Raw genomic sequence first — 6,758 nt, forward strand, 5'->3', positions numbered from 1 at the left:
TAATGTCCATATTTTTCCTATTTCCTGTTTACAGAAGTAAAACCCTACAAAGCATTCCTTTGTAAGGTTTGTTATTTATATTCACCAGCGTATGTCTCTTCCTGCCCAAGAGACATAAGTTTCTAATTACCTTTTTAAACTAATTTTCTTCTAATACTTTTACTTTAAGTTCTGCTGTTACTTTTGGATGTACTTTGATTTTAATAATATGTGTTCCAAGTGATTTTATTGGATCTGTTAATTGCATTTTCTTCTTATCTATTTCAAACCCTAATTGATCTTTAGCCGACTTAGCAATTTCTTTTGTGGAAATAGAACCAAAAATCCTTCCACCTTCACCAGACTTAATTTTTACTTCTACTGTTGACTCTTTTAGTTTTTCAGCTAAAATTTTTGCCTCTTCTAGTTCTTCTTGTTTGAGTCTCTCTTCTGCTTGTTTTTTGAATTTCAACTCATTTTTAGCTTGATTTGTAGCCTCTACACCTAGGTTTTTAGGTAAAATAAAGTTTCGTGCATAACCATCATTGACCTTAACTATTTCACCTTTTTTACCTAACTTTTTAACATCTTCAAGTAAAATTATTTCCATTATAATTCACCTTCCTCAATTAATTCATCTATTTTATCTTTTAAAACATCTAATGCATCTTCTACAGTAAAATTGACAAGTTGAGCGCCCGCAACATTTAAGTGACCCCCTCCTCCAAGTTTTTCCATGATTAATTGTACATTTATATCATCAATTGAACGAGAACTAATATATATTGTATTTTCAATTTGTGTCAGTACAAAGGATGCCTTTATCCCTGATATATTTAGCAATTCATCTGCAGTTTGTGCTGCAACGATTGTAGGACTTTCTATTTTATCCCCAGGACAAAATGTTATGGCTAAGCTATCTTTATAGATTTCTGCATTCTTAATTGCCTCAGCCCTTGCTTTATATGATTCCATATCATTTCTAAATAACTTTCTAACCCGCACCACATCTGCACCATTTCTTCTTAAAAAAGCGGCTGCTTCAAAAGTTTTAACACCTGTTTTAACCATAAAATTCTTTGTATCCACAGTAATACCTGCAAAAAGTGCATCTGCTTCAAGGGGTTTTAATTTTATCTTTTCTGACATATATTGAATTAACTCTGCTACCATCTCACAAGTTGATGATGCATATGGCTCTATATAACTAAGAACTGCATTTTCTATATTCTCAGAGCTAACACGATGGTGATCGAAAACCACTATATTAGGAATTATCTCAAGCAATTCGGGACATTCTGTGTAACTAGGCCTATTAACATCTACTACCACTAAAAGAGTATTATTGTCAGCTTTTTCTATGGCCTCTTCGTTCTTTAGAAACATATCCTCTTCATATTCTGCATCCAATTTGAATAACTCATATAATGGTCTTACAGATGTAGTAATGTCCTTTAATACAATATAGGCCTTTTTATTTAATGTTTTGGCAGCTCTATATATTCCTATTGCAGCTCCTAATGAGTCTAGATCCTGCAATTTATGTCCCATTATAATTACTTTATCTTTGCCTTCTAATAACTCTCTAAAAGCGTGGGCTTTTACTCTTGTTTTAACCCTTGTGCTTTTCTCTACATCCTTTGTTTTGCCTCCGTAGTAGTACAACCTTTCCATATCTTTAACTACAGCTTGATCTCCTCCACGGCCTAAGGCCAAATCAATAGATGTCCTTGCAAATTCTACGCTTTGAGTAAAAGATTTTCCATTAACACCTATTCCCATACTTAGTGTAACTGGCATTTCATTCCCTATATTTATAGCTCTTATATCGTCTAATATGGCAAATTTGTTTGACTGTAATTGATGTAGATATTTATGTTGAAATATAAAAAAATATTTATCCTTTTCAAACTTTCGTACTACTGCATCAATGTTCTGGGCAAATTTGTTTATGTTCCTATCAATTAAGGCAACTAATAAGGGTCTTCTTACTTCTTCTATGCTTTGCAATGCTTCCTCAAAGTTATCTATATATAATAAACCAATAACTGTTTTTTGATCTTTAATTCTACTTTGTAAATCTTTAATTTTTGTTTCGTCAAATAAATAAACTGCATACATTTTTATTGGTTCATCGAATTCCGCACTTTTGTCCTCATTTATTTCATTTACATATATAGGTTTTACTTCCAGTTCATAAAAGTTTTCACCTATTTGTATATGTTTAATAGAGTCTTTGTTGTTTATTAATGTTTCATAATTTATTTCTTGGACTATTGAAGAAATCGGTTTGTTTAATATTTTATCATCAACACATAACTTCTCAAACTTTTCATTATACCATCTGATTTTTCCTTGATTATCAAGCACGATATAAGGTATAGGAAAGTTATATAAAAGGTTTTTTTGAACTACACCAAAATCAAGAGCAAAATTAATTACTTCACTCATAAGTTTTTTCTTTACCACATAATGTAATAGTATAGTAATTATTAAGATAAAACTACAAAATATAAAACTAATTAATCCCAATTTTTTATCATAAATAGAAATAATTATTGATAGTAATACGAAAGCCAATAAATAAAATGCTGGCCAAATAAAGTACCTTTCTACTTTTGTATTAAATTGATATTTTGACTCTTTCAATAGTAACACCCCCTTCAACGAGGTTAATTTTTACTTATGCTTTTATTTTCTCTGATTTTAAATAATATTTCCACTACGCCGATAACAACAAAGTAAAAGGGCATAAATAATAAGCATATAATTGATATTAGTAGTAACACTATTTTCATTCCGAAATTCTTTGCTACTTTAATTAAGTATATCTCAAATAGAATACCAACAGAAAATAATATAAAAATACATATTACAATAAGATTGCTAGTTGTCATAACAAAACTATAATGCTCCGTTAATCCCTGTAACACTATTATTATCAAAAAGAATAATAAAAAACTTCGTGGCGGATTATATTTGATAATACTATTCAACTTAAATTCTTTCCATCCGAGTATATTTAATAGGGTTCTTGCTAAAAGCACCTTTATAAATATACTAATAAGAGATAGTATGAATATAAATGATATATAATAGTATTTGGATGTACTTATAACTTCATAAACATATTGCTCAAAAGTAAATGATGGCTGTTCTTGAAACATTTCTTCGAATACATCTTTATTTTCTAGAAGTACAGTTTCTAATGAATCATAGGTATCTTTTATTATATCAACTTGATAAATTTGATTGTATGAAAATATTATTAATATTATACTCAAAAAATAAATTATGGTTACAAAAGCAACTGTCTCGGATAATAGCTTTTTCCTTCTTATTAAACAACCTATTATTACTGATGGTATTATGTATATTAAAAGCAACAACAAGACCCCAGTATTATCAAACACCATAGCATGGTATAACAGACTTATTACAACGGCTCCAATAAAATACATATTAATATTTTTCTTATATACATAAATGATAATAGGAATAGCAAAAATAAGCTCTAAAACTATGATAGAAGACGCTGTAATCCCTAATAGGTAACTGTATACTGAAATAACTATAATTACCCCTAATAAGCTTAATATATCGTTACGATTATTCATTTTCAACCTCCATTAAAGGTTTCTTGACTTTAATAGATGTCTAGAAAGTTCCCCTAGTTCCCTATCCCAGTCTGTATAATGATCTTTACTTCCAAGCATTGCAATCTTTAATTTGTTTAATACTCTTATATCTAATGCTTCATTTGATGTTCCTAATTTATTTGATAATAAATATGTTAAAATTAGTATGTCAGATAATATATCTAAATAAGATTCCTCTTTACTATTGTCATCATCTGCCATACTAGAATATAAATCTGCAACTTGGCTTAACAAACTACTTTTGAGTTTTTCAATCATTTTTATTTTTTTTGTGATATCTAACTCACCCTCAAAAAAAGTCATCCCTATTCCTGCCTCTCATAACTTCTTTTATCTCAATTATTAATTATAACATTTTAAGAGTAATATGCAAAGGTAAATTACAACTGATATAAATGATATATAATAAATTATTAGCTTATCTTAAAAATATATTTTAAGATAATGCTAAATAAATTATTTTCAATGTAATTAATGCTGAAAATTTATAAATTAACTTCTAAAACAACAAAGTGACTTCGTCACTCTAAAAAACATTTGCTAACTTCTTATCTGAAGTCACCTTTGTTCTTGCGCTGCATTTTTCTAACTTTTTACTTTATAGGAAATAGAACTTTCCTATAAAGTAAAAAAATAAAAAGTCCTGGTCATCCAGGACTTTTATTATTAATCTAAAGTATATGCCATTAAAGCTATATGTCTTGATCTTTTTATTGCAACAGTAACCGCTCTTTGGTGTTTAGCACAATTTCCTGTTACTCTTCTAGGAAGAATTTTTCCTCTTTCAGACACATATCTTTTTAATTTATTTACATCTTTGTGATCGATTTGTCCTGCTTTATCTGAACAAAAAGCACAAACTTTTCTTCTTCTACGTCCGCCTTTTCTTTTTTGAAAAGCCATAGTTATAACCTCCTTTACAATGGGAATAGGTATTTCATTTATTTAAAACGGTAAATCATCTTCGTCATCAAAACTATTATCTATTGGCATAAAGCCTTCGGCAGAATCACCTGACGGAGCTGGCGTAGTTTGTCTATTGTTTTCGAAGGACGCTTTGCTTTCAGCAAAATGTTGTTCTTCTGCAATAACTTCAGTAAAATACTGACGTTTTCCATCTTGATCATCATAAGTACGAATCTGTATACGTCCTGTTATTGCAACCATTTGACCTTTTTTAAAGTACTTACCAGCAAATTCACCAGGCTTTCCAAATGAAACGATATTAATAAAGTCTGCATCTGGTTCGCCTTCTCTTTTAAAAGTTCTATTTACTGCAAGACTATATCTTGCAATTGCTACTGGGTTTGCTCCTTGTGAGTAACGTACCTCAGGGTCTCTAGTAAGTCTTCCCATTAAGATTACTTTATTCATAAAAATACACCCCCGCTTATTATTCTTCTATTCTTGTAACTAAGAATCTTAATACTGGTTCCGTAATGCGAAGTTCTCTTTCAAGTTCCGCTGGAACACCGGCATCAGCTTGGAAAGTAAAGAAAAAATAAAAACCTTCTCTAACTTTATCGATTTCATAAGCAAGTCTTCTTTTGCCCCATTCATCAACTTTTGTAAGAGAACCGCCAAATCTAGCAATATATTCTTTTGCTTTCTCAACTGTAGCAGTTTTTACTTCTTCATCAACTTTACCATTAATAACTAAAGCTAATTCGTAATTGTTCATCTTTAAGCACCTCCTTTTGGACTTTGGCCCTTTCTCTTTGGAAAGAGCAAGGATGTTTCACAGTTGCTTATTATATCATAGTTGAAACATTAAATCAACTGTTTTTAAGATTTTGTTCTGATGATACTACTGATTTTATACTTTTTTCAATTTTTTTTCTAGGTACCATAACTAAATGATTACAACCTAGGCATTTTATTTTAAAATCTATACCTGTTCGAAGAATTTCCCACTCAAAACTTCCACAAGGATGGGATTTTTTAAGCTTTACAATATCTCCAATTTGTAAGTTCATTCTATCACCTCTAATTATAATTGGTATTAAGAGCTCTAACAATGTGCTTTAAATCCATTTATATTTTTATACAAAACAATCAATAACCCTAAAATATTTTATTACACTATATCCTTAGATATTATTATCTTTCTCTTATTCTATCACAAATTAATTACATAAGTATATATTTCCAAAGTATAATTTTCTTTAAAAATACACTTCTTTTCCAGTCATAAATAAAATTAGACTTTCAAAGAAGTTAGTGGCTTTTGGAAAGTAAGAGTCATAGACTTCGTTAATATTTATACTGAATATCCCTATTCTAAGGCTATTATGCTTTTGGAATTAGTTTTATAGATATATAAAAACGCCTATCCTAATGGATAGACGTTCTACTAATTAATTGCGGGAGCAGGACTCGAACCTACGACCTTCGGGTTATGAGCCCGACGAGCTGCCAACTGCTCCATCCCGCGATATAAGGCGCCAACCGGATTTGAACCGATGATAAAGGAGTTGCAGTCCTCTGCCTTACCACTTGGCTATGGCGCCATTGTTTATATTATATATATATGATTACATCATATAAATTATTCATGTAAAAATCGGCAGCCACCTACTCTCCCGGGTCGTCTCCAACCAAGTACCATCGGCCGTCTATGGCTTAACCAACGTGTTCGGTATGGGAACGGGTGTTTCCCATAGACGCATCGCCACCGAAAATGACCCATAGGGGAATCGAACCCCTGTTACCGCCGTGAAAGGGCGGTGTCTTAACCGCTTGACCAATGGGCCTTATTTAATTTAAAGTGAAACTCCCCGAGTAGGGCTCGAACCTACAACCCTTCGGTTAACAGCCGAATGCTCTACCATTGAGCTATCGAGGAATATACTCTAAAAACTACATACTGAGAAGAAGTTTTGTAACGGTTCATTCTAATGTTTTTGACATATTGTATTTGTCTTTATTTAAGACAGATACGCGTCTGCCATACTTACGGTTTAGCCGTTTTAATCCAAGTTCAACTAATTAGACATAAGTTTCTCTAGGTTTAAAGCCGGCTTTTATTAGATTAAGACCTCGACCTATTAGTATTGGTCAGCTAAATGTGTTACCACACTTACACCTCCAACCTATCTACCTTGTAGTCTTCAAGGGGTC

Annotated in this window: 8 protein-coding genes, 4 tRNA genes and 2 rRNA genes; all 14 read right to left on the reverse strand. The window is 31.2% G+C overall.

The genetic code is table 11. The features are described 5' to 3' along the window. Positions 1-139: 139 nt before the first annotated feature. The gene (rplI, locus tag EDC18_RS11940) at positions 140-589 is read right to left on the reverse strand and encodes a 50S ribosomal protein L9 (RefSeq protein ID WP_132253466.1); all 450 of its coding nucleotides are present in this window, start codon (positions 587-589) and stop codon (positions 140-142) included. After that, entirely contained in the window at positions 589-2,628 is a 2,040-nt protein-coding gene (locus tag EDC18_RS11945; protein WP_132253467.1) for a DHH family phosphoesterase, read from the reverse strand. Before EDC18_RS11945 ends, rplI begins: the two co-directional genes overlap by 1 nt. 23 nt (positions 2,629-2,651) lie before the next feature. Next, entirely contained in the window at positions 2,652-3,596 is a 945-nt protein-coding gene (locus EDC18_RS11950; RefSeq protein ID WP_132253469.1) for a DUF2232 domain-containing protein, read from the reverse strand. 12 nt (positions 3,597-3,608) lie between these two features. Continuing rightward, on the reverse strand, positions 3,609-3,941 hold the full coding sequence (locus EDC18_RS11955; RefSeq protein ID WP_132253471.1) for a MazG-like family protein: 333 nt from the start codon (positions 3,939-3,941) through the stop codon (positions 3,609-3,611). Between the two features lie 363 nt (positions 3,942-4,304). Beyond that, entirely contained in the window at positions 4,305-4,541 is a 237-nt protein-coding gene (gene rpsR, locus EDC18_RS11960) for a 30S ribosomal protein S18 (RefSeq protein WP_132253473.1), read from the reverse strand. A gap of 42 nt (positions 4,542-4,583) precedes the next feature. Further along, entirely contained in the window at positions 4,584-5,012 is a 429-nt protein-coding gene (locus EDC18_RS11965; protein ID WP_132253474.1) for a single-stranded DNA-binding protein, read from the reverse strand. A gap of 19 nt (positions 5,013-5,031) precedes the next feature. Continuing rightward, positions 5,032-5,319 carry a 30S ribosomal protein S6 gene (gene rpsF / locus EDC18_RS11970; protein WP_132253476.1) on the reverse strand — a complete coding sequence of 96 codons (288 nt, stop codon included), beginning with the start codon at positions 5,317-5,319 and terminating at the stop codon, positions 5,032-5,034. Between the two features lie 94 nt (positions 5,320-5,413). Next, a complete protein-coding gene (locus EDC18_RS11975; RefSeq protein WP_132253478.1) occupies positions 5,414-5,614 on the reverse strand; it encodes a DUF951 domain-containing protein in 201 nt (66 codons plus the stop codon). 385 nt (positions 5,615-5,999) lie between these two features. Next, positions 6,000-6,072, reverse strand: a tRNA-Met gene (locus EDC18_RS11980). Between the two features lie 5 nt (positions 6,073-6,077). Then, positions 6,078-6,148 (reverse strand) — tRNA-Cys (locus EDC18_RS11985). A gap of 51 nt (positions 6,149-6,199) precedes the next feature. Next, positions 6,200-6,317 (reverse strand): 5S ribosomal RNA (rrf, locus tag EDC18_RS11990). A 2-nt stretch (positions 6,318-6,319) separates the two neighbouring features. Beyond that, positions 6,320-6,391 (reverse strand) — tRNA-Glu (locus EDC18_RS11995). Positions 6,392-6,411: 20 nt separating this feature from the next. Beyond that, a tRNA-Asn gene (locus tag EDC18_RS12000) sits at positions 6,412-6,483 on the reverse strand. 182 nt (positions 6,484-6,665) lie between these two features. After that, positions 6,666-6,758: ribosomal RNA gene (locus tag EDC18_RS12005) — 23S ribosomal RNA — on the reverse strand; the annotation flags it as partial.

The organism is Natranaerovirga pectinivora, from assembly GCF_004342165.1.
GTDB classification, from domain to species: Bacteria; Bacillota; Clostridia; order Lachnospirales; family DSM-24629; genus Natranaerovirga; species Natranaerovirga pectinivora.